Origin of the sequence: Thermoflexibacter ruber (assembly GCF_900113045.1) — a bacterium.
GTDB lineage: Bacteria > Bacteroidota > Bacteroidia > Cytophagales > Thermoflexibacteraceae > Thermoflexibacter > Thermoflexibacter ruber.
This window is the reverse complement of sequence record NZ_FONY01000007.1, coordinates 90,994-114,553: the sequence shown is the minus strand read 5'-3', so window position 1 is coordinate 114,553 and position 23,560 is coordinate 90,994. Positions and strand designations below refer to the sequence as shown.

Sequence of the window (23,560 nt, the reverse complement as noted above, 5' to 3'; positions counted from 1 at the left end):
TAGCTAATGTCCTCCATCTCCTTTGTTAGCCGAGGAGATAACAGGCTCGCTGGATTTGCTTTCTTTTTCTTTGCCTTTGTCTGCATTATTGGTACGACGAGTAGCGGTGGCTGCGGCTTCTTTGCTTGCTTCTATCTTTCTAATTTTATTTTCTATAGGCGTAATAAAATCTTTTTGACTAATCTGCTCTATCAGTTGCTGTCTTGCGGGGTCGTCTATAGAGCCTTTCAAATATTTTTCTATCATCAAACCTGCAATAGGTGCTGCCCATGAGCCACCCCAACCTGCATTTTCTACGTAAACAGCAATCGCGATTTTGGGGTTATCTTTGGGGGCAAAAGCCACAAATACAGAGTGGTCTTCACCATGCGGGTTTTGTGCAGTTCCTGTTTTTCCGCAGACAGTAATGCCTTGTACTTGCGCTCTACGTGCCGTACCTGCCCTTACCACATCAGCCATGGCATTGACTATCAAATTAAAGTACTCTTTTTTGATGCCCGTTTCGTGCTTTTCTCTGAACTTGGGCAAAGCTCCTTGCCCATTGATGTCTTTGATAATGTGTGGGATATAATAATATCCTCTGTTAGCAATAATAGCTGCCATATTTGCCATTTGTAAGGGAGTAACGCCCATTTCCCCTTGCCCGATGCTCAAAGAGTAGATATTCCCAAATTTCCATTTCCTACCTTTAAAACGCTTGTCATAGTAAGCTACGGAAGGCATATTCCCTGCTTTTTCTTCTAATATATCAGAACCTAATTTATGCCCAAAACCAAATTTGGTAACGTAGTCATGCCACTTTGCCAAGCCAATTTTGGTATCTTCGTAGTAGTCCTTAGACTTGTCTTGGATAATAATGCGGTTGAAAACTTTGAGATAAAAGGGATTGCACGAGTACTGAATAGAACTTTTTACATCTAAGGGGGAAGGGTGACCGTGGCACTTTACTACATCTTGGACACAAGCAATGCGGGTAGTAGCAGAGTCTATCACGCCTTCTTGCAAACCTATCAATGCTTGGACGATTTTAAAAATAGACCCCGGTGGATAGAAAGCCATAGCAGGACGGTTATATAGCGGTTTTAGTCTATTACTCGCTAATTTGAAGTACTCCTTTGTAAATTCTTTCTCGCTGCCAATCAGTGCATTAGGGTCATAAGAAGGTGCAGAAACCATAGCTAAAATCTCGCCCGTGGCAGGTTCTATCGCTACGATACTTCCAATCTTATGACTCATGAGTTTTTCGCCAAACTGTTGCAAATCCAAATCAATAGAGGAAATCAGGCTATCGCCTACTTCGGAGTCTATATCATGTCTGCCTTCCTCGAAACGGTCTTTGATAATATGTCTTGCATTGACCATTACATGCTTTATGCCTCTTACGCCTCTTAATTCCTGCTCGTAGCTAAGTTCTATGCCTGTTCTTCCTATCATATCTCCCTGTTTGTAATATTGGGAAGTATCTCTTTTTAGCATAGCCTCGTCTATCTCACTTACATAGCCTAAGGCATTTGCCAAACTCTGATGGGGATATTGCCTCAAAGTACGTACTCTTGCTTCCAAACCTGCAAACTCATCTAATTTATCCGCTATTTTAAGATATTGGCTTTCAGGAAGGTGCTTAATAAAAAGCATGGGGCTGTAATAAGAATAGTCTTTACTTTTCCTTAGTTTTTGGTATCTACTAATGAGTTCTTCCTTGGTCAAATCAAATAATTCGCAAAAGCGAAGAGTATCCTCTATCTTAAAATCTTTGGGAATAATGTAAATGTCATGCACAGGCATATTCGCAACGATTAGCTTGCCTGTACGGTCTTTGATAAGTCCTCTGTCAGGGTGTTCTATGATTTTTCGTATAGCATTACCTGCCGCCTCCAACTTGTAGTTTTCATCAAGAACTTGGAGGAAAAACAATTTAGTTAGGAATACTACAGCTACTAAAACAGTAACTACCTGAATGATATATCGTCTGTAGGAAGAGTCCAAGGTTAAAAGATTTTAAATATCTAACGTACAAGTAAAAAAATTATTTTATTCCTTTTTCGGGCTTGCTTCTTTGTTTTGTGCAAAACTAAAAAAAATACCTATTTGTAAAACAACTTTTTATCAAATTTAACAGCAAATTCATGCCCAAAAAATCAAAATTAGGTGAAAAATATTTAGTACCTTTACCCTAAAATTAATTTTTTATATAAAAATAAGATGATTATGGGCATTCTTATTCCAATTTTAGGCATTATGACGGGGATTATTGCAATTATTTGCGGTACTTACGTGAAAATTCAAAAGATGAAAATAGAGAACTTAGGTGCAGGAGAAAAACAGATGCTCTTGGAAAAAATTAATAAGTTAGAAGCGGAAAATCAAGAACTTAAAGAAAGAGTAGGAAATGTAGAAACAATTGTGGGGGGAATCGATTTGGACTTGTTGAAAATAGGGAGCAGTACCTATACTAAGTAAACTTTTGTTTGGATTATTTTTAGAAAAAAGTACCTATGCACGATATAGAGCCATTTTATCGGTGGGAAAGTATTTACTCTGCTGCTGATGACAAGCGTTCCCCTTTCTATGGAAAGCATTACGACTTTACAGAGTACAAAAATGATATTTATGGATATTATATTCACCCTTACTGGGACGAGATAGGCTCAGAAACACTGTATCTGAAGGTTCTTTACACCGATTACAGGCATAACGTGGCTATCATCGAACTGATGGGTGAGTGGAACGATACCCTGCACAATGACATCATGCACCTCAAACGCAATGTGATAGATTACCTTACCAAGCAAGGAATTAAGTATTTTATCATCATTGGAGAAAATATCCTGAACTTTCACGGCTCTGACGATTGCTACTACGAAGAATGGTTTGACGATGTAGAAGATGGGTGGATTACGGCGATTGGGTTCAGGGATTTTGTCTTGGAGGAGTGGAAAAAATACAACATAGATTATTACATCAACTTTGGAGGGGCTTTGGAAACGGTCAATTGGCGAACTATGCACCCGCTCAAACTTTTCCAAAAAATCAATGATGAAATTTCCAGACGCATTTCGCTTACCTAAAAAACTTTAAAAAACCTCTCCATGCGTTTGTTTTACCAATTGCCTTGCTAAAAAGCTACTATTTTTAAAAAATCTGACCATTGCTTCGGTAAGTAAAGGGCTACCAAAAAAACGTTGCACGGTTCTGCCCAAAGCTAAGCGAAACTTAAAATGTGTATTCCACTCAGATTGATACTTTGCAAACAAAGTAAGTTTATCTACTTGCTTATCAAAGTATTGAATCAATAAGTTTGATAAAATTTTTGCTGAGTGAATCGCCATCGCCATGCCGTTTCCGCAAAGAGGAGCTATCATGCCTGCGGAATCCCCGCACATGAGTAAGTCATTTTCTATCAAAGTTTTAGGAGCAAAGGAAATTTCATTAATTACTTTGGGAGCGTCGTATAAAAATGTGGCTTTTTCTAAGATTTCTTTCAAAAAGTGGTTTTGCTTCAGAATTTTATCCTGCATTTCCTCTATCGTTCCGCACTCCTTCAAGTTCTCTCTCGTAGTCAGGTAGCAAAGGCAATATTTCCCGTTTTCTATTCGCGAGATGCCACAATAACCATCTTTGAAGTTATGCAAGGCAATCCAATCTTCTGGAAAATCGGTCTGAAGGTGGTATTTCACCCCAATATAGGGAGAACGCTGTTTGAAAAAAGCTCTTTCTTTGTCCAAGTTTGCTCGTTTTCCATGAGCGGCAATAAGCATTTTTGCCTTGATTTCACCTTTGGTGCTGGTTTGACAAATAAAAATTTCATTTTCTTTTCTAATATTTAGCACATTGGTTTTCAACAAAAAATGAGTGCCTTTTTGCAATGCCAATTGATACAAGGCTTCATCAAACACATATCGGCTTAGCCCAAAACCGCCCATGTCTAAGCTCATTTTCAATTCACTCCCTCTGGGCGAAGTCAGCCAAAAGTATTTGATGGCTACCGCCCCATAGTCAAAGGGATTAAAACCAATGCTTTGCAAAAAAGGGAGGGTTTCATTGGAAACATACTCCCCGCAAACCCTGTGGAAAGGATACTCGTTTTTTTCTACTAAGCCAACTTTTAAACCTGCTTGGGCAAGTAAATTAGCATTGACTAAACCTGCCAAACCTCCACCTACAATCAGCACATCGTATTCCATAACTATTTTATTTTGAATAATTTAAGGAGTGTAACCTACTCCCTTTGCCATCAAAGAAGCGCAGATAGGAATAAGCAATAAAAGCAAAAGTTCTATCAAAACCAACTGGCGGACAAGTGGGGGAATCGGGATAGGCGTATTAGGCAAAGTCTTTCTCCCATTTTTGATAAAAAATACAGTAGGATAAATGGAAAGTATGCCTATGGTAGAAAACAAGCCTATTTTAATCCAAAAAATCCAATTTTGGCTGTAAAAATCAGCAGGTTTGCCTATCCAAAACCAAAGTGTCAGCCCTGCGGCTAAAAGTGTAATGGCACTTAGCCCATAGAGCGCATCTATTTTCCCTATACGAGCAATCTCTTGGGGCAGCATTTCCTTTTTTAGCAATACCCACTCTGCGGCAAGCGTACCTACAATGGTAAATACGCTGATAAAGTGAATGTAACGGACTGTAATTTCGAGGTATAACTGCATAAAATAACTGAAAAATTAGTTCAATCGGTATATCTTAGAAGTTGTTTGAGTTAATTTTCAATTCAGTTAGAAAAATAGTAGTAGAAATTTCTAAAATAACTTATGGTGAAATAACTCCGCAAGAAGTAGCCTATTTCTCCTTACAGAGTTATTTTAAAAAGGTTAAAAAAACTTCTAAATCACCTTACTTTTACCTGGTACGGCTATTGGATAGAATCCATTTTCATCAGGGAGTACCAAAGGTTTAGCATTCCAAGAGAGTTCTTTGGGCATCAGGCTGATTTCTGATTTCATAGCCTCTTCCCAAACAATAACTTGCCCTGAATAAGTGGCTAATCTTCCCATAATAGCTGTCATAGTACTTTTTGCTCCGTTTTCCGCATCTTGGAACAGGAACTCGCCTTTGGCGATAGCCGCAAAAAGCTCGTCATGTTCTTGTTGGTAAGGGTCAGGGTCGCTTTTGCCTCTGTGTTCCCAAAGTTTATTTCCCTTCAAGTCCATGATAATTGTACCACCGTTGGTAGTAGCTTTACCTTTTGTTCCTTGTAAAAATTCTGATACTCTGGACATTGTACCCGGAATATGTCGGCATTGGCTATTCATAATAGTCCCGTCAGCATACTCGAACTCTACGTAGTGGTGGTCATAAATTTCCCCATGGTCTTTTCCGTTGCGAACTTGCCTTCCCCCCATACCTTGTGCTTTGATAGGGTAAGCATTTTTTGCCCAGTTTACAACATCTATGTTATGAATGTGTTGCTCTACGATGTGGTCGCCACACAGCCAGTTGAAATAGTACCAATTACGCATTTGGTATTCCATTTCGGTTTGTCCCGCTTGTCGTTCTTTTACCCACACGCCATCATTGTTCCAATATACCTGAGCAGAGGTAATTTCCCCTATCATTCCGTCTTGGATACGCTTCATCATTTCGCGATAGTTGGTTTGATAATGCCTTTGCAAGCCGACTACTACGTTTAGTTTTTTCTGCTTGGCTATCTCAGCCATTTCCAATACTTTACGTACTCCCGGCACATCAGTAGCTACGGGTTTCTCCATAAAAACGTGCTTCCCTGCGTTGATAGCCTCCTCAAAATGAGCAGGTCTAAAGCCCGGAGGCGTTGCCAAAATCACCACATCTGCCAAAGGAATTGCCTTTTTGTAAGCATCAAAACCTACAAATTTATTAGCATCGGGGACATCTACTCTGTTCTTATCGCCTCCGAAAGACTTTTGAATATTGGCAAAACTTTCGTCTAAACGGTCTTTGAAGGCATCAGCCATAGCTACTAACTTTACGTTTTGCTTGCTACGCAACGCCTGCACTGCCGCCCCTGTGCCTCTACCACCGCAACCTATCAGGGCTACTTTAATAACATCATTACCAGCCGCATACGCACTTTTTTCTACCCCTAAGGTCAAGATTCCACCTGCTACCAAAGCAGAAGTTTTTACAAAATCCCTGCGCGTATAGTTTTCTACATTCATTTTCAATTTTTCCTTCATATTTTACTAACTTTTAGTTGAGATAAATCTTTGAACTATCTGTATTACGTCAATCGTTTGCAAGATACAATTTTAGGCTTAGAAATAGGAATCAACAAGTTATTTTTTTATGTAAGCTATTCACTACAAGCCGGCATGCCTACCGCACTGAATAAAAGCACGTTTCAATTTGCTCATATAATTGCTTAAATTATTAAGCCTTATGCCTAATTTTGAAAAAGTTAGTGAATAAATTGGATTTTTTTAAATCATTTTTCAATAAATTGCGTTAAATCATTATGACTATTGGACTTACTTTTACAAGTTTTAAAAATTAACTAATATTCATACTTAAAACTATATGGAAATCAAGGGAAAAGTAGTTTATCAAAATATTGCCACTGGTTGTTGGGGAATTATAGATGGAAATAATGGCAAGTGGCGCGTTACCAATATGCCCGCCCAGTTGCAAAAAGAAGGTTTACAAGTCAAAGTTATTGCTGAGAAAGTAGAAGAAGGATTTTCAATTTTTATGTGGGGAAAACCAATAAGAGTGGTGAGTTATGAGTTATGAGTTAATTTTTTTTACCATTTAATAAGAATAGTCATTTTTAATACGTTAGTTATTCAGCTAAGATTCAAAAAATATTAAACATAAAATAACATGATATTTCATTTTATCACTTTCTCCGCTCTTGTTCTTTTCACAGGACTTTGGTTCTTGTTTAAGGAAAGGAACATTTCTACCTCTTTTGTGGGCAAGGGTTTCTGGCTTGCCTTAATTTCTTACCTTATTTCCTTAGTTTTCGGTAAATGGGGGTTACTGTTCGAACTACTTTTCTTAGTACCCTTAGATGTAGCGATTTTTGTGATATTGGTGATTTTGTTCAACAATTTTGTTACTAAATCTAAGGTGTTGTTCACGCTTTTCGGGATTGTACTTTTGATAATTAAGTTTTTTGTCTTTGATATTTCACTTAAAATGTATCATTCTATCAACTCGTCTGTCAAACTTGATTCAGACGGCGAACTACTTATGGATTTAGGAGATGATAGAAAAATTTATGAACTTAAAGCATTTTTTGACGAGTATCAAATTTCCTATCGCAAAGCCTTCCCTCACCTTCGCCATAACGAATATTCTACCTTAGATGATTACTATGTATTGGACGTTCCTGAAAAATATGAAGACAAACTCCAAGAAATTTCACAAAGATTGATGACAAGTGGCTATGCAGATTGGGTAGAGCAGAATGAAGTAATACAAACTTCCCCAATTAAAGGATATGAAGCAAAAAGAAACAACAATGACTATGGTATCAATGACCCCGCTCTTTCAAATCTTTGGAGTTTTAAGGCAATGCAGATGGACGCTCTTTACAAAGTACTGAAAGATAACGATTTAAAGCCAAAGAAGGTAGCAAAAATTGCTATTTTGGATACAGGGGTAGATAGCGAACACGAAGACCTAAATGCCAATTTTGTTTCTACTGATAATAGCTATAATGAGGACGTAGTAGGTCATGGCACGCACTGCGCAGGTATTGCCAACGCTGTTTCTAACAATGCCAAAGGGATAGCTTCTTTCTCCCCTACCAATGAGTTTGTCAAAGTTACAAGTATCAAAGTACTGAATGACTGGGGTGGAGGAACACAAGAAAGCGTAATTGGTGGTATCATAGAGGCGGCTGACAAAGGGGCAGACGTAATTTCTATGTCTTTGGGCGGACCTTCAGACGATAGAAGCCAAAAAGCCTACAATGAAGCTATCAAATACGCAAATAAAGCTGGAGCAGTCGTAGTAGTAGCAGCGGGAAATTCAGATGAGAACGCCATAGAGTTTTCTCCTGCTAATGCTGAAGGGGTGATTGCTGTGTCAGCAGTAGAAGACGGATTGAAAAAAGCAGAATTTTCTAATTATATTACAGACTTGAAAATGGGAATCGCTGCACCCGGAGTAAATATCTACTCTACTTTCCCTAAAAATGAGTACAAGTTTTTGAGTGGAACCTCTATGGCTACGCCTTATGTGGCTGGCTTATTAGGTTTGATGAAGGCTATCTATCCTGACTTAGATACTTCTACTGCTTACCAGATACTCAAAGAAACTGGTATAGCTACGCAAGATACAGAGAAAACAGGAAACTTTATCCAACCTGCTAAGGCTGTAGAAAGAGTTTTGCAGGTAAAGTAGGTAAAATATCACCATATTAGTAAGATAGTTTGTTGGCTGAGGATTTTTATAAAAAGCACACAGACCTCAACAGAGGCAATATTGTAACCTCATGTCGTTACTAAGCCTAAAGTTGTAAATTCTATTAAGATGAACACTCTAAGCATCTTTGACCTTACAAAAAAGGAATCATAGTTGCTATCTATCCAAAATAGGTGTTTTAAACAAAGGCTTGAAGCGAAAACCAATAAACCATCTAAAAAAGTTATAAGTAAGCACTGCTCCTGCTCCTTTGACGGGGCTATTTTCCGTAAAGGAGTAATTGGTGAGGGCAAAGCCTCCATACCATTTTTCCCCATTATATCCTATAATAAAGCGGGCTTCTGTAGAAAGTGATAAGCCTTTGGCTATGAGGTCTTCGCTTTTCACTAAATCATATCGCCTATATTGGTAGGCTATAGAAGGGATAAAACTCAAATGAATAAAAAACTGCTCTCGAATAATAAAATTATGAGCATAACCTATATTTATACCTATCTTTTTAGTAACAGACTTCACTACTTGCGACTCTCGGTTAAAATACCGATTGAGTTTGGTAGGGACTAAAGTAGAATCTGCCTTGATGTGATAAATAAAACTCGATAACCCGGCTATTACCGTGCCTGCACTTTTTAGTTGTCTATCTATCTGCCAAAGTGCCGCCATTTGCGAATATTTGCGGTGATTGAATCCATAATTGAGCGAAAGGTGCAGAGAATAGGTAAAAATATCATTCCGAGAGGTAGGTAGATTGGCTATACTAACTTTATCCAAAGAATCACCTACAAAGTTTACATTCATTCCCTTATACTGTTGGTAAAATGAATTGAACCATATTTTTTGGCGAGTTAGCCCTAAGCGAATCCCAAAATTGTTTTTCCAAAGATAGTTTTGAGCAGGCGAAGTATTCAGGTTTACTCTTTTTACAAACTCTAAGGTAAACCATTTATAGTCAAGCCCTATGCCCCAGCCATAATGATTTTTAGGAGAATAGGTCAAGGTTTGCTTAGAAGAAAGTGGATTGGTAATATTTATAAAAAAATCTCTTTTACTGCCAATAAACGTAATGCACCACTTGTTACGATATTGGCGAATATAGGTTGTGTCGTAGTAAGTAGGTTTCTTTGTTGTAGCAGATTCTTGAGCTTTTAATTCCAAGAAAAAAACTAAAAAAAGCACAAGAAAACCCATGAACTTTATCAATCTAAACAAAAAAGTTTAAGCGTAATACGGATACAAAATCGGGTTTTCATACAACTTACTTGCACGCAACCCAATAAGGTGGACACAAATCTATTATTTATTTTTTAGGTGTTACTCTTTCTACCAAAGCTTTTAATCCCGATTTCAGGTTTTTCAATAGCCCACCTGTGCCTTCTGTATTTACATAAATGGTATTGTGGTCGTTAGCAACCTCATTCTCAGGACGCTCTTTGGTATAATAATAAGCTGCTAAGGATTTTCTACTGATACCTGCTGGTGTATTCAGTGGTTTAGGGTGTCCGTGAAACGAAATCTCATTGGTTTCAAAAATAACACAACGGTTGAAATTTGGGGCTACATAAGCTAACTGTTTTTTGGCTTCCATGTCCCAAAGTTCTAAGTAGCCGTTGTATTCTGTTTTCCAATCTTTGTTCATATAGACCAAGATATTCATACGGCGATGGTACTTAGTTTCGGGGTGATAGTTAAAATCCACGTGAACATCTAAAAATGCGCCATTGATAGATTGGTGCAAACCGCCTCCAAAGAGTTTCTCATCAGGCACTAAGTTTTGAATACCTGTAATGTACTCCACTATTTGCAGAAGTTTCGCTGAATTTAACTCGTTGAATGCTTGCTGTATAACAGAGTTAGTGAACTTAGTCATGCTAAATTTGTTGCGCTGATTGATATAGGTCGTATTATCCCAGCCGTCTTGCTCGGTAGTAGGGTAGTTTTGTAAAATGAGTTCTGCGGCTTCGGGAGTAAAAAAATCCTCGAATACAATATAGTGAAAAGGTTGAGCATTATGCCATTCCTTGTGTAGTTGTTCTTTTTTGCTTTCTAATAATGAATAGTTTATAAAATCCATTGGTTAAAAATTTAGAAATTTGCTTGATAAACCTTTCCCAAAATTAATACCTACTTTTCCAAAAATAGTGAATTTAGTTAAAGTTTTTTAGTCTTACTCCACTATTAGCTTTTTGCTTTGTATGCTACCCGTCGTAATATTCTGAACCACTACCAAATAAATGCCTTTGGCAATCTGCCTATCTGATTGCAAGGATATTTTATCTCCCATATAGACCTGATTTTCTGCAAATATATTTTTTCCATTAGCGTCTATTACTTTGATATGAAGCAAGTTACCTGCTTTTGCTGAGAGCAAAATAGCAATATCTAAGTCGGTGGAAGGATTAGGGAAAATATTAAATATCTCCTCACCGCCACTAAAATACAAGCTAATAATTTTTGAGTAATTGACTTTGCCGTCTAAGTCCACTTGTTTCAATCGGTAATAGTTGATTCCTTTAAAAGGTTCATTGTCTATGAGTTGGTAAAAGTTTTTGTTTTGTGATGTGCCTTTTCCTTGCACTCTGCCAATGCCAAAGAAGTTTTTGCCATTTGTACTTTTTTGTACCTCGAAGTAATCATTACCTCTTTCCCAAACGGTTTCCCAAGTGAGCAAAGCAGCGTTTTCTTGGGCAAGGGCTTGGAAAGAAATCAACTCCACAGGCAGAATTACAGAAGGCGAAATAAGTGTAATATCCGAGAAATTAGTAAATCCACTTCGCCTAATAGGAGTAACAGGCAAACTCCCTCCAAAACTGTACGTTCCCGCTCCTGACGGACTTTTCGCAAAGTTTATGGGCGCGCCTATACAAGTAATATTCACTGGGAAAAGATTGATATTGAAACTCCCGCTACTGGGCTGTATGTTAGGCGTCATTTCCCAAAAGCCGTTGGTACAGAGGCTATTGTAGGTAATACCACCTTCGGTGAGGTTTACGCTTCCCGGCGCATCATTGGGGTTAAAGTAGCCTAAGATATTGGAGGTAGTCCCCAAAGCCATAGTAATATCAATATCAATGAGTTGGTAGCGAGTGCCATCGCCAATAGGGTATTTATAGCTTGCCGTTCCTAAGATAGAACGCCTTAGTCTGCCCCAAACCCAACCGCTATTGTTGTATCCCAAAGGGTTGTAATTGATTACGGAACTTCCTGCATTGGTATTGGTTACATTTACCTCAAAGGTTGTAGGTACTACTCCTGTTTTTAGCCTTCCCGCAGTTAGGTCTAAAAAACCTATATTGCTGATTCGCACACTTTTATTTCCTAAAACTGCCAAGCCGTTGTTAGTACGGTTCATCACCACCTCCTCAAAATCCTCAAATCCGTCAGTGTCTATGTCAGTGAACTTCAATGTACCTGTCAGATTTCCTTTGCCAAAGATATGCAATTTTGAAGTAGTTGAACCTGTGATAGTTCCATTGTTTTCTGTCAAATCTCCTTCTAAGGTGAGTTTATTTCCATTGAGGTTAAGCCAGCCTCCTGAGCCTAAGTTTACCCCTTGAATATCCAAATAGCCCAAGTCGCTGGTAGCATCGCCCACAAAGACATTTTTTGAGCCTACAATGGTGGTATTTCCACTAAAAGCATCGTCTTTGGTGGTGTTATTACTTGCCAAACTTTCATTGGAGTAAATCACTAAGTTATAAAAGTTAGTATGAGCTGTACCTCTAATGTTGCTTACTTTGGAGTCGTCATTTCTTGCATGAATATATTTTTCTAAACACTCTAAATTGAGCGTAGGTCGGTCTTTGTTCATGACTACTGTACTTGTACCTTTTTGGAAATTACCATTGTCAGTAAATCTACCTGCGATGTTAAGCGTTCCTCCATTGGCTATGAAAACCCCGTTGTTTTGAAATTCTCCTTTATGCACCTGATTCATAGCAAGCTCATCGTTATACCAACAGCTATTCATTACTGTACCATTTTGCAGTTCTATTGTTGCTCCATTTTGAATAGTCAAGGTATAAAACAAAGCGGGTTCGTTGGTAGGGTTTTGCGTTCCGCCGTTATATACCCTTACTGTTTTCCCACTTGGAACTATCACGTTGTCAGCGCAGTTAGGGACGATATTTCTCTCAGGCATAGAACCCACTACCAACCAATTGTTAGGGTCGTGCCAATTGTCGTTAGGTGAAGTACCTATGAAAGTCATGGTCTGCTCCAACTCATCTGCTCCCGCATCGGTAGAGCGGCGAAACTCTCCATCTATGTCAAAATCAATTGTCAAAGGGAAGCCTAATTCAGTAGCTATGGGCAGTGCCTTCCCATCAGGACGTTGGTCATTGACCGTCAAGTGCATATCGGCAATACCTACATCTACAAAGGCAATAGGTACACCCGAAGGCGAGGCATCAAAAGAATGTGTATCTATGTTAGGAGTAAAACTTGTCTGCCAGCTGGCGAAGTTTTTGGCTACTCCCCCTGCTTCGCCTAAGTTAGTAGCGGTGGAAGCATAGTAAACATTGTAATCAGGAGAGTAATCGGTGGTAAAAGTAGGGCAAGGAGCTTGGTCAGGAGCAGTAATATCTTGGATACCGATGGCATAGTGTGAACCAGTCCCTCCTGTTCGAGCATTTTGGAAAATGTTGTTATACACTTGCAGAGGAGTAGTAACCAAAGAAGCATCAGGCATAGCGTCCCAAGGATTATTTCCTCTGAAAAAACCAAAAGTCTTGTAAACCCCGCCACTTGCTGCTCCTCCAATATTGACGGAGTTGAAAATGACATATAACCTGTTGGCACTGCTAAAGTTATTCCAAATACCTATGTACATGGCAGGGTCAGGGTTGGAAGTGCCACTTCCTACTACGGGTTGTAAGCCCAAAGAAATACGGTTGTTGTAAATGTATAAGCCTGTACCTATGTTTCTTGCGATGATGCCTGCGGCGATGGGTGCAGTACCTGTCGCTTTGTTAATGATATTATAAATTTTATTGTTATAGATATGTCCATTAACTCCACCTGAAAGAAAAATACCTGTTGCTGTTGAACTTGTATTAGTGGAATTATTTGCGGCGAGCGAATAAATTGTATTATCATTTGCCGTAAAATTTGGATTTGTGGTAGCTACTAAGTATAAACCACTAACGGCACAAGTATTATCACTTACACCTGTCGCTGTGCTTTCACTTGATAATTGATAAATTAGGTTGTTAGAAATTACAGCATTACTATTATTCACTTGCTCAATCCCATTGACGAAAGCAGTTGAATTAGTAGAATGATTCGTTAAATTCACAATTTGATTTCCTTGAATAAATACTATCCCATTGGTAGAGTTGTTAATAATACCACGAATAAAACAGGCAGAGATAGTAGCAGGTACTTGAATACTATTGATTGTAGTCTGAGAGCCTATGACATTGTTATTGATATTAACTATATCTGTCCCTGAGTAAGCTACCCGAATAGCCATTACGTCTATACTTCCGTTAGCTGTATTATTGGCAGTGATTCCTCCTATAGCATTGTTGTTAATAGCTACACCTTGACTCGTTGTCGTCAAATCAATAACTCTAATGCTTATATTTGTACGAGAAGCGGTATTATTGAAAGTAATAGAGCCTGTTGAGTTTTGTATGCCAAATGTATTGTTTAAGATGCTTAGTCTGCCTCCTCCTGTAATACCTACCCAACTTACATCATTGATGTTATCTACTGTTTGGCTTGTCATTGAAAAATTCTGAATTACATTATTTTGTATAGTAGTAATGGCAGAGTTGCTTACAGCTAATCTGATTGCTTGGATTCTAAAATAAACCGTTGTACTACCACCACTATTAAACGTCCAAGGCGTACCACCACAATAGGGCTGACTCCCTCCCAAATAATTACCTGTAATGCTATGCGCTCCGCTATTAATGAAGAAAATCGTTGTATAGCTACTTGGAGAACCAGCAGTGCCTGTAATTAAAGTAGTTTCTTGATAAACGTGATTATTAGATATTGTCCAATTGTCTGCATTACTGATATTGATGGCACTACTCGTTACATTAGCTGTTGTTGTATTTCCAAAAAAGTTATAGATGTAATTGTTATCTATTAGATTATCTTTATTGATGACTGCTCCGCCGTTATTAGAAGAGGTAATACACTGCATTGGTAGATTGCTTGGAGCGTTTTTTATTCTATTGAATTGGATTGTATTGTAGCTATTGCCCTCAGTACCACTGCTACTGCCTTTGAATCCAATAATTCCTGCATTGTTGCTACTTGACTGAGTTGCTCCCTCTATAATGCAGTTCCTGATAATGTTATAAGTAGCTTCGTTCCTAAATGAAAAAACAGCATTGTTAGTAGAGTTTGAATTGTTAGTATTTCTAAAAGTAAGGTATTCAGTACATCTACTCGTGCTATTACTTACACAATTAAAACTTCCATCAAAGATTACATAATCAGCCCCGTTTAGTCTTATCAAGCCATCGTTAGCATTTACATTTCCAGAGATTAGTCTATTATCAGCAGAGTTTGGCACTATCTTCACCTCATTCCCCGATACCATACCACTAATCTGAAGCAAAGGATTTAACCCTGTTTCAGCAATAAGATTTTCTGTAACTTGAAAAGTGTAGCCACCTGTAGGGATACTGCCCAGATTGTTTAGCACATTAAAAATACCGCCAGGGTTAGTTATGCTTGTGAAGTTACCAGTATTTTCCCCTATAGAAAAAGTCCCTGAGGGTAAGCTACCTGTACCATTAAGGCTATTGATGTAGATATTATCTATTCTCAGAGAGGTATTATTGATAGTAGAACGAAAGTTAAATTTGAAGTTAGCCAAATCAACCGTAGGAGTCAGTGCCGCTGCTGCATTGATAAATAAAGTTGTCCCTATGTAAACATCATAAGCATTATTGGCTAAAGTTCGGTTAGTTCCTGTCGGGGCAACATAGGTCAGATTTGCTCCAGACTTATTCATGACAAAAGTAATGGTTTGCTTTCCTGTAAAGTTGCCGCTATTCATTCCTGCGTCAATGTTTCTAAGGGAAAACTGTCCTGCCGTGGCTGTAAAATTAATGCCAAAACGTGCAAAAATAGTCGTATTGGCATCTAAGGGAGTGCCTATATCGTTTAAGCCGTCGCCTACTTTTACTAAGCAGGCGGTTGTCTGCGTCCCTCCTGTAGTCATTGCCTCCATGTTGAACTGTACCATGAGCGTAGTGGGTACGGTAGAAAAACTTACAGAACGAGAAAACCACCCTTCGCCACCTGATGTCCTCGCAAATTCTAATCTTTCTCCTACTATACTTACGGTAGAGCCTGTGGTCGCATTGATGCTTGTAAATTGGGTATTGTTGGGGGTAGTACTTACGTAATCACTGACCGTTGCAGAACTGCTAAAATTTTGCATGAGTAACTGTCCATAGCTTTTATCACTAATGCTAAATAATAGCCCAATAAAAATCAATACGTATATGTTTTTGAAATCTATCTTTTCGTAAAACTTTATATTCATTTTTTTTAAATATTTTCAAAACATGAAACTGTGTAAAAACTCTACCTTTTGCAACTCTGAGTGAATACTACCTTAACGAAAAACAAAGATAATACGTTTTTTTCACATATTATCTTGGATTTATACCAAACACTATTGTACTCGCATTAAATTCCTTCAGTGATTTTATAACCATAAGTTCACAAGATTCACAAGGGTAAATAATAAAACTTGTGGCATTTGTGTTCTTGTGGTAAATAATTATGCTATTTTTATGTTTTATCTTCATCTCTTATGCCAATCAATCATTTACCCTTTTGGAGTTTTTCGTTAGAAGAAGCCTTTACCCAAGTACAAAGTAAAGCTGAGGGACTTAGCTCCGCAGAAGCAAAGAATCGCCTCAGACAGTTTGGGAAAAATAGCATCAAAGAAAGCCAAAGAGCAAGCACTTTTCTGCTCCTCATCAATCAGTTCAAAAGTCCTATTTCCCTGTTGCTAATATTTGCAGCAATTCTGTCTTTTTTACTCAATGACCCAACTGATGCAGTGATTATTTTCATCATTATTTTGTTGAGCGGTTTGTTGAGTTTTTGGCAGGAAAAAAGGGCATCTTCTGCTATGCAAAAGCTACTTTCTGCTGTCAAAGTTACCGCTACGGTTTACCGAGATAAGCAAAAAACTGCCATTCCTCTCGAGGAGGTAGTCAAGGGAGATGTCCTCTGGCTAAGTGCAGGAGATGTTATTCCTGCAGATTGCTTGATTTTAGAATCCAATAACCTGATAGTTAATGAAGTTAGCCTTACAGGAGAGTCTTTTCCCATAGATAAATCTACAGGGAAACTACCAGTGGAAACTCCTTTAGCAAAGCGAACTAACTCACTTTTCATGGGTTCAAACGTCATCAGCGGAAGTGGGAAAGCCTTAGTAGTTAGCACAGGAAAAAATACAGAGTTGGGCAAAATAGCTCACAGTATCAATCTACTGCCTCCTGAAACCGATTTTGAAAAAGGGATTAGGCATTTTGGATTCTTGCTTACGGAAGTTACGCTTATCTTGGTGTTTATCATTTTTGCTCTAAACGTAGCCCTGCAAAAACCCATGCTCGATGCTTTTTTGTTTTCTCTCGCTATTGCCGTTGGGCTTACTCCTCAGTTGCTTCCTGCTATCATCAGCGTCAATCTCTCTAAGGGCGCAAGGCGAATGGCACAGAAAAAAGTAATAGTCAAGCGGCTTTCTGCCATCGAGAATTTTGGAAGCATGAATGTACTTTGCTCTGACAAAACAGGCACACTCACCGAAGGACAAGTAAAAGTAAGTCAATTCGTAGATGTGCATGAGGTTCAAAGTGAAAAAATCCTTCAATATGCCGTTCTCAATGCTTCTCTCCAACAAGGTTTCAAAAATCCCATAGACCAAGCCATTCAAGTATTTAGTTTTCCTAATTTTTCCTCCTATGCTAAGCAAGATGAAATTCCCTACGATTTTATTCGCAAACGTCTTTCGGTCTTGGTTTCAAGCCAAGAGGGCAATATACTAATAAGCAAGGGCGCACTCAAAAATATCCTTTCAGTTTGTTCAAAAATAGAAACTGACGGTGAGCTAAAAGATTTAGGCGATTATCAAAATACTATTCAAGAAAAGTTTGAAAAATTTAGCCATAGTGGGCTGCGGACATTGGGCATAGCCTATAAGAAATTAGAAAAAACGACGATTTCTCCCCAAGATGAAAATGAATTGATTTTCTTGGGATTCATTACCCTTTTAGACCCACCCAAAGAAGACATTACTCAAACAATCAGCGAATTAAAACATTTGGGAATTAGCCTAAAAATGATTACAGGCGATAACCTTTTAGTAGCACAAAGTGTAGCACAAAATATTGGTTTTGAACAAGTAAAGATATTGACAGGTACAGAAATTCGCCAACTCTCAAATGAGGCATTACTTCACAAGGTTAGCGATACTAATGTTTTTGCAGAAATAGAGCCTAACCAAAAAGAAAGCATCGTTTTGGCACTGAAAAAAGCAGGTTTTGTAGTTGGATACATGGGCGATGGGATTAACGATGCTTCTGCGCTCCATGCGGCAGATGTGGGGATTTCAGTAGATACCGCCGTAGATGTTGCCAAAGAGTCGGCAGATATGGTGCTATTGGAAAGCGATTTGAATGTGCTTATCAATGGAGTAAAAGAAGGAAGGAAAACTTTTGCCAATACCATGAAATATGTTTTCATGGCAACAAGTGCCAATTTTGGCAATATGTTCAGCGTAGCAGGGGCTTCGCTATTTCTGCCCTTTCTGCCACTCTTGCCTAAGCAAATCCTTCTGACCAATTTGCTTACCGATATGCCAGAAATGATGATAGCTTCTGACCATGTAGAAAAGGAAATGATAAACAGACCTGCTCAATGGGATTTAAAATTTATTCGCCGATTTATGATTTACTTTGGCTTGCTTAGTTCTGTTTTTGACTATTTGAGTTTTGCTGTGTTACTATTCATTTTCGAGGCAAACGAAAAACTATTCCAAACAGGGTGGTTTGTGGAGTCTATAGCCTCAGCAACTTGCATCGTTTTCGTAGTGCGAACTCGCACTTTTTTCCTTCGTAGCAAGCCGAGTCGTCCTCTGGCTTTGATGATTTTGCTTACGGTTTTAGTTGTTTTCTACCTTCCGTTTAGTCCTCTGGCGAGTTCTTTTGGCTTTGTTGCCCTGCCTACTTCGCTTTATTGGGCAATAGTGCTGATTGTATTAGGGTATTTGGCTTGTGCCGAACTCTTAAAACTGTGGTTTTATAGGAAATTGTTATAAGCAATAGTCTAAACATTTTCTTTATACAATTTATTTTGTAATTTTGCAAGTTAAAAGACAAATTCATTCATACCTATTATAGGTAAGTAATTATATATGAAAAACATACGCAATTTTTGTATCATTGCACACATAGACCACGGCAAAAGTACCCTTGCCGATAGGTTATTGGAATATACTAATACCATTTCCAAAAGAGAAATGCAAGACCAGCTATTGGACAACATGGACTTGGAACGCGAACGAGGCATTACTATCAAAAGCCATGCTATCCAAATGACTTACAACTATAATGGTGAAGAATATATTTTAAACCTGATAGATACACCGGGACACGTGGACTTTGCCTACGAAGTATCTCGTTCCATTGCCGCTTGCGAAGGGGCTTTGCTTTTGGTAGATGCAGCTCAGGGAGTAGAGGCACAGACTATTTCCAATCTCTACATGGCGATTGGGCAAGACTTGGAGATTATCCCTGTCATGAATAAAATAGACCTTCCCGGTGCCATGCCAGAGGAAGTGAAAGACCAAATAGTAGAACTTATTGGTTGCAAAAGAGAAGACATTATTCCCGCAAGTGGGAAAGAAGGCATAGGCATCAAGGAAATTTTAGATGCCGTAGTAGAGCGAATCCCTGCCCCAGATGGCGACCCTGATGCTCCCCTGCAAGCCCTGATTTTTGATTCTGTATTTAACTCTTACAGAGGTATAGAGGTGTATTTCAGAGTAATGAATGGCAAAATTCGCAAGAATGACAAGGTAAAATTCGTAGCTACGGATAAAACCTACTTTGCTGATGAAGTAGGAACTTTGAAGTTTGAGCAAGTGCCTAAAATGGAGATTGGGTGCGGCGATGTAGGCTATTTGATTTCAGGGATTAAAAATGCCAAAGAGGTCAAGGTAGGGGATACGATTACCCACGTAGAAAGACCTTGTGCAGAAGCTATCAAAGGTTTTGAGGACGTAAAACCTATGGTCTTTGCAGGGATTTACCCTGTGGAAACCAGCGAGTTTGAGGAGCTAAGAGCCTCTATGGAAAAACTCCAACTCAATGATGCTTCTTTGGTTTGGGAGCCTGAAACTTCTGCCGCTTTGGGCTTTGGCTTCCGTTGTGGTTTCTTGGGAATGTTGCACATGGAAATAGTGCAGGAACGCCTCGAGAGAGAGTTTGATATGACAGTCATCACGACCGTTCCCTCTGTGCAGTTCGATGTCTATTTGACTAACAAAGAAGTAGTCAAAGTAAGTGCTCCTTCAGAGATGCCCGACGCAAGTTATATAGACCACATAGAAGAACCCTATGTAAAAGCCCAAATCATTAGCAAATCGGACTATATAGGGGCTATCATGAAACTTTGTATGGACAAAAGAGGAATTTTGAAAAATCAATCTTATATCACCGCCGACAGAGTAGAGTTGATTTTTGAAATGCCTTTATCAGAAATTGTCTTTGATTTTTTTGATAAACTGAAAAGTATCTCGAGAGGCTATGCTTCCCTTGACTACGAGCTGATAGGAATGAAAGAAAGCAAAATGGTGAAGTTGGACATCATGCTCAACGGGGACAGGGTAGATGCCCTCTCTGCCATAGTGCACAAAGATAAGGCATACGAATGGGGCAAAAGGCTTTGCGAAAAACTCAAAGAACTCGTACCAAGGCAGCAGTTCGAAATCGCTATCCAAGCGGCAATAGGCGGAAAAATCATTGCCCGCGAAACTATCAGTGCCATGCGTAAAAACGTATTGGCAAAGTGCTACGGTGGGGATATTTCTCGTAAGCGCAAACTCTTAGAAAAGCAGAAAAAAGGGAAAAAGCGTATGCGTCAAATCGGTAGCGTAGAAGTTCCCCAAGAGGCGTTTATGGCGGTGCTAAAGATAGATTAGTGGAAAGCCAAATTTTTGAAAAGTTTGATACTTTATGAAAAAACTTGCAAACCTCTTACTTACCAACCTATATCCTTATTGGTCAAAAAAAAACAAGATTATTAGTTATTGGTAGCCATTAAGGTTATTTTAAAAAAGCAAGTGTAAAGTTTTCAAATCGGAAGTATATGATTTTCATAGGATATAAAAACAGAAGGAGATTTGCAGAAAAGTGCAGTCAATACTAACGCATACAAACAAAATTACGCCATGTCATCAGAAGCATTTTATCAACAAGGACTGAATTATTTGCATCAAAGAAAGTATGAGTTAGCTTTGCAAAGTTTTGAAAAGGCACTGAAAGAACAAACCTACAACGCTACTATCATCAGCGATAAGGCGGTAACACTCTTTCACTTAAACAGGAAATTGGAGGCGTTGGAACTGCTCGACCAAGCGCAAAACTTAGAACCTAACAATCCCTATCGCTACTCAAGTCGCGCCTTTATCAAAGAGGCTTTGGGAGATTTGGCGGGGGCTATCGAGGATTACCAGAAAGCTATAGCCCTTGACCCAGAGGACATGGTGGCTTATAACAATCTCGGTCTTTTAGAGGAAAAATTGGGGTATAAGCAAGCCGCAGAGCAAAAATTTAAGCAGGCAGATGACTTAGTTGAAAAATATGGTTTTGCCTTTGGATTAGAAGAAAAACAAGAAGAAAAAACGCAAAAAATAGAAAATCAAGGAGTTGAAAAAGCAAAAGCAAAGAAAGCTTCTAACAAGTTTAGTCTTTCGTATTTCCTGAGTATTTCCAAACAAGTTTTTTCTTCCAAAGAAGTTTTCCAAGAATTTGTTAGCTTTGTATTGAAAAAGAAAAAGTAGAGTTTCCAAATTATTCTAATCTATGCTTGCTATTCTTGCCAAAGAACTCAATAGCTTTTTTAGCTCCTTGGTGGGCTACATTGTCCTTATTATTTTCCTAACAGGAATAGGTTTATTCATGTGGGTTTTCCCTGAAACAGAAGTGCTTAACTACGGTTTTGCTACTATGGAAACCCTGTTTTCTGTGACTCCTTTTGTATATTTATTTCTCATTCCTGCCATTACGATGCGAACTTTTGCCGAAGAACGCAAATCTGGGACTATGGAACTATTGCTTACTCGTCCTCTGACCGACCTGCAACTCATCGTAGGCAAATACTTGGCAAGTTTGGTATTGGTGCTTTTTTCTCTACTGCCTACGCTGATTTACTATTACACCATTGTCGAGTTAGGTTCTCCACAAGGCAACATAGATACTGCCGCAGTGATTGGCTCTTATATCGGACTCATTTTGTTAGGAGGCGTTTTTACTGCTATTGGCGTTTTTGCTTCTATTCTTACAGACAACCAAGTAGTTGCTTTTATCTTAGCAGTATTTTTTTGCTTTATTCTCTATACAGGTATATCTTCTTTGGCGAGCCTGAGTTTTTGGGGAAGTGGGGCTTACTTCATCAGTCAGTTAGGCATAGACTATCACTACATTTCTGTAAGTAGGGGGCTGATAGATTCTCGCGATTTAGCTTATTTTTTGAGCCTAATTGTACTCTTTTTATATGCTACGTATTTGGTGCTAAGAAGTCGCAAGTGGTAAACTATCCACTGTATTCACCTTCTATGAGGTATCTGAATTGATAAAAAATCCTTTCTATGAGCCGCAAATCCTCTGTGATGATGCGCACCTCACCTTGCATATCTTGGGTAAAATCCAAGACTTTGCCATAGCTTGTTTTTAACCCTTGCGGTAGGGAGAGTTTGACCATGTATTTGCCCTCTCTGGCAAATTCGGACTTAGAGGTAACTATGGCATTGACTACGCCAAACTCTTTGAAAGGATAACCGTCTAAGCGAATACGGGCTTCTTGCCCTACTTTTATTTTCCCAAAATTATCAGAGTTTACATAAGCGTAAGCAAAAAGCTCTTGATTGTCAGGCTTAATGTATAAAATTTCTGCCCCTTCATTTACGTATTGCTTTTCTGCCCAAAACTTAAAAAAGGAAACTTGCCCATCTACGGGTGCTTTGATAAGGTAATGCTCTTCCCAACTTGCCAAGTCTGCCTCTAAGTTCAAGGCTAATTTTTTCAAATCGTCAAGTTTATCATTATCGCTTTGCTCTTGGTGCTGGGAAAGTTCTAAAATTTGTTTCTCTAACTCTTGAATTTTAATTTGCGTATTAATGATTTGAATTTCAATATTTTCTAAGTCATATTTTTCTTTCAGGTACTGCTTTTCATTGTTATCAAACTCCAACTGCGAAATGACCTCTTTTTTAAGAAAAAGTTTATCGTTTTCGTATTTATTGGCAGTGAGTTTAAAAGCGGCTTGCATGATTTTTTTCTGCTCTATGAGGCGCGACTTCAAAACTTCGTGGGAGTTAATCTGCTCGTTGAGGCGGGCAATCTTGCTCACATCAAAATCTTTGACTACAAAAAACTTGTACTCTCGCATGGCTTTGAGCAAGCTGGCGTAGCTATTCTGTGCCATGCCCAAATTCACCTTGTCTGGCAAGGGAGAGGTCAAAATATTAGTTTTAATTAGCTGATTATGAAACCTTTTGAACCATTCTTGGACTTTGAGCATGTCCTCGTAGTCCGCAGGATTTTCCAATAAAACCAAATGCTCACCTGCTTTGACTACTTGGTTTTCTCTCACAAAAAGTTTTTCTATCTTTCCATTGTACTTAGCAATGATATTGGCAGGAAGATGCTGAGTAGTAATATTGACTTTTGACTGGATAGTGTCAGGATATTTGACTAAAAAAGAGATAATTAGCAGAATCGCAACCGCCGCAAAGACGACCGTCATGCCCCAACGGATAATCCACGAGGGCATACGCGTCAGCACCTCTTGTGCTTCCTCACTGCGAAATTCTAAGTCTTTGATTTCCAAAGTTTAAAAATAAAAATTTGATTTAAAAAATACTTTTTCTAAAACTTTCTATCTTCTGAGAAATTGGAAGTTTTACCTGTTTGATATTTTTAGCTGTGAATTTATAGGGTTT

The 23,560-nt window shown here is 38.6% G+C and carries 16 protein-coding genes; 8 read left to right on the top strand and 8 right to left on the bottom strand.

The window, feature by feature from the left end; translation table 11 throughout:
* Positions 1 to 3: 3 nt before the first annotated feature.
* On the bottom strand, positions 4 to 1,986 hold the full coding sequence (gene mrdA / locus BM141_RS05655; RefSeq protein WP_091541489.1) for a penicillin-binding protein 2: 1,983 nt from the start codon (positions 1,984 to 1,986) through the stop codon (positions 4 to 6).
* A gap of 222 nt (positions 1,987 to 2,208) precedes the next feature.
* On the opposite strand from mrdA, the gene BM141_RS05650 reads away from it, so the two are divergent.
* On the top strand, positions 2,209 to 2,460 hold the full coding sequence (locus BM141_RS05650) for a hypothetical protein (RefSeq protein ID WP_143090815.1): 252 nt from the start codon (positions 2,209 to 2,211) through the stop codon (positions 2,458 to 2,460).
* 35 nt (positions 2,461 to 2,495) lie between these two features.
* On the top strand, positions 2,496 to 3,068 hold the full coding sequence (locus BM141_RS05645) for a hypothetical protein (protein WP_091541483.1): 573 nt from the start codon (positions 2,496 to 2,498) through the stop codon (positions 3,066 to 3,068).
* Between the two features lie 6 nt (positions 3,069 to 3,074).
* On the opposite strand, the gene BM141_RS05640 is transcribed toward BM141_RS05645, so the two are convergent.
* From BM141_RS05640 to BM141_RS05630, 3 genes are all read right to left on the bottom strand, one after another.
* On the bottom strand, positions 3,075 to 4,184 hold the full coding sequence (locus BM141_RS05640; protein WP_091541480.1) for an NAD(P)/FAD-dependent oxidoreductase: 1,110 nt from the start codon (positions 4,182 to 4,184) through the stop codon (positions 3,075 to 3,077).
* Between the two features lie 21 nt (positions 4,185 to 4,205).
* The gene (locus BM141_RS05635) at positions 4,206 to 4,658 is read right to left on the bottom strand and encodes a DUF2214 family protein (RefSeq protein ID WP_091541476.1); all 453 of its coding nucleotides are present in this window, start codon (positions 4,656 to 4,658) and stop codon (positions 4,206 to 4,208) included.
* Between the two features lie 174 nt (positions 4,659 to 4,832).
* Positions 4,833 to 6,164 (bottom strand): Gfo/Idh/MocA family protein, encoded by a 1,332-nt coding sequence (locus BM141_RS05630; protein ID WP_245763994.1) that lies wholly within the window; start codon positions 6,162 to 6,164, stop codon positions 4,833 to 4,835.
* Positions 6,165 to 6,504: 340 nt separating this feature from the next.
* On the opposite strand from BM141_RS05630, the gene BM141_RS05625 reads away from it, so the two are divergent.
* Both BM141_RS05625 and BM141_RS05620 read left to right on the top strand, forming a co-directional pair.
* Complete coding sequence (locus BM141_RS05625) at positions 6,505 to 6,717, top strand: hypothetical protein (protein ID WP_091541474.1); 213 nt, start codon at positions 6,505 to 6,507, stop codon at positions 6,715 to 6,717.
* 90 nt (positions 6,718 to 6,807) lie between these two features.
* Complete coding sequence (locus tag BM141_RS05620; protein WP_091541471.1) at positions 6,808 to 8,337, top strand: S8 family serine peptidase; 1,530 nt, start codon at positions 6,808 to 6,810, stop codon at positions 8,335 to 8,337.
* A 177-nt stretch (positions 8,338 to 8,514) separates the two neighbouring features.
* Here BM141_RS05620 and BM141_RS05615 read toward each other — a convergent pair whose 3' ends face one another.
* The 3 genes from BM141_RS05615 to BM141_RS05605 all read right to left on the bottom strand — a co-directional run bounded on the left by BM141_RS05615 (position 8,515) and on the right by BM141_RS05605 (position 15,868).
* Positions 8,515 to 9,567 (bottom strand): DUF4421 family protein, encoded by a 1,053-nt coding sequence (locus BM141_RS05615; RefSeq protein ID WP_143090814.1) that lies wholly within the window; start codon positions 9,565 to 9,567, stop codon positions 8,515 to 8,517.
* A gap of 88 nt (positions 9,568 to 9,655) precedes the next feature.
* Positions 9,656 to 10,429: a 2OG-Fe(II) oxygenase gene (locus tag BM141_RS05610; protein WP_091541467.1), complete on the bottom strand. Its 774-nt coding sequence runs from the start codon at positions 10,427 to 10,429 to the stop codon at positions 9,656 to 9,658.
* A gap of 93 nt (positions 10,430 to 10,522) precedes the next feature.
* Positions 10,523 to 15,868: a beta strand repeat-containing protein gene (locus BM141_RS05605; RefSeq protein ID WP_091541464.1), complete on the bottom strand. Its 5,346-nt coding sequence runs from the start codon at positions 15,866 to 15,868 to the stop codon at positions 10,523 to 10,525.
* 273 nt (positions 15,869 to 16,141) lie between these two features.
* Here BM141_RS05605 and mgtA point away from each other — a divergent pair, with 273 nt between their 5' ends.
* From mgtA to gldF, 4 genes are all read left to right on the top strand, one after another.
* Positions 16,142 to 18,655, top strand: coding sequence for a magnesium-translocating P-type ATPase (mgtA, locus tag BM141_RS05600; protein WP_091541462.1), 2,514 nt, complete (start codon positions 16,142 to 16,144; stop codon positions 18,653 to 18,655).
* Between the two features lie 96 nt (positions 18,656 to 18,751).
* Entirely contained in the window at positions 18,752 to 20,539 is a 1,788-nt protein-coding gene (gene lepA, locus BM141_RS05595; RefSeq protein WP_091541458.1) for a translation elongation factor 4, read from the top strand.
* 249 nt (positions 20,540 to 20,788) lie between these two features.
* Positions 20,789 to 21,400, top strand: a complete 612-nt coding sequence (locus BM141_RS05590; RefSeq protein ID WP_143090813.1) for a tetratricopeptide repeat protein — start codon at positions 20,789 to 20,791, stop codon at positions 21,398 to 21,400.
* A 22-nt stretch (positions 21,401 to 21,422) separates the two neighbouring features.
* Positions 21,423 to 22,151, top strand: coding sequence for a gliding motility-associated ABC transporter permease subunit GldF (gene gldF, locus BM141_RS05585; RefSeq protein WP_091541454.1), 729 nt, complete (start codon positions 21,423 to 21,425; stop codon positions 22,149 to 22,151).
* A gap of 1 nt (position 22,152) precedes the next feature.
* On the opposite strand, the gene BM141_RS05580 is transcribed toward gldF, so the two are convergent.
* A complete protein-coding gene (locus BM141_RS05580) occupies positions 22,153 to 23,448 on the bottom strand; it encodes an HlyD family secretion protein (protein ID WP_091541451.1) in 1,296 nt (431 codons plus the stop codon).
* Positions 23,449 to 23,560: the final 112 nt, after the last annotated feature.